This is a genomic window from Synechococcus sp. R6-10, from assembly GCF_047461815.1.
Lineage (GTDB): Bacteria > Cyanobacteriota > Cyanobacteriia > Thermostichales > Thermostichaceae > Thermostichus.
The window spans coordinates 1-776 of the sequence record NZ_JANSHW010000715.1 but is presented as its reverse complement, the minus strand read 5'-3'; the positions used below and the strand labels follow the sequence as shown (position 1 = coordinate 776).

The following is a 776-nucleotide window of genomic DNA, read 5'->3' as shown; positions in this document are numbered from 1 at the left end:
ATCTCCGTGCGCAGGTCTTGCAGCGTGTCGGCGGGCGGGCAGGGGAAGTAGCCGCCCTTGAGACGCATCTTGTAGCCCAGATTCGGCTTCTCCTCGCGACCCGTGTTCCATTCGCCCTCGTCGGAGTCGATGTAGTAGTAGCCGAAGTGTGCACCTTGCGCGTAGCGCACATCGTTGAACACATAGAACTCCACTTCGGGACCGAAGTAGGCGGTGTCGGCGACGCCCGTCGAGCGCAGGTAGGTCTCCGCTTTCTGCGCCACATAGCGCGGGTCGCGCGTGTACCGCTCGCGCGTGATGGGATCCACCACATTACAAATCACGCTGACCGTCGCCACTTCGGGGAACGGGTCCATAAACACGGTCTCGGGGTCGGGCATCAGCAGCATGTCGGAGACATTGATGGACTGGAAGCCGCGAATGGAGGAGCCATCGAACCCGATGCCCTCGTCGAACATCTCCTCGGTGAACGCCTCAATCGGCATCGAGAAGTGATGCCACATGCCGAACAGGTCGGTGAACTTGACATCGACCACACGCGCGTTATTTTCGCGTGCGAACTCTATTGCTTCGCGTGGACTCATACGATCCTCCTCTGACTTAGTTTTGGTTTCTGGCGTGTTGCCAGGGGGCGCGCGTAGGGTGCGCGCATGCTGAGGCGGCTTCGTCGCCGACAGGTGCGGGCAATCGGGCAGCGCGTAGGGGGTCTGCACGCTTCGTTGCGATGCAGCGAGGAGCGACTGCACGATTCGGCTATATTATACCCCAATCAGGGG

General features: G+C 60.7%; 1 protein-coding gene. It reads right to left on the bottom strand.

Annotated elements, in window-relative coordinates:
- Positions 1 to 584 (bottom strand): glutamine synthetase beta-grasp domain-containing protein (locus NW837_RS15490; RefSeq protein ID WP_414332562.1); only part of this gene is annotated, 584 nt, incomplete at its 3' end.
- Between the last annotated feature and the right edge of the window lie 192 nt (positions 585 to 776).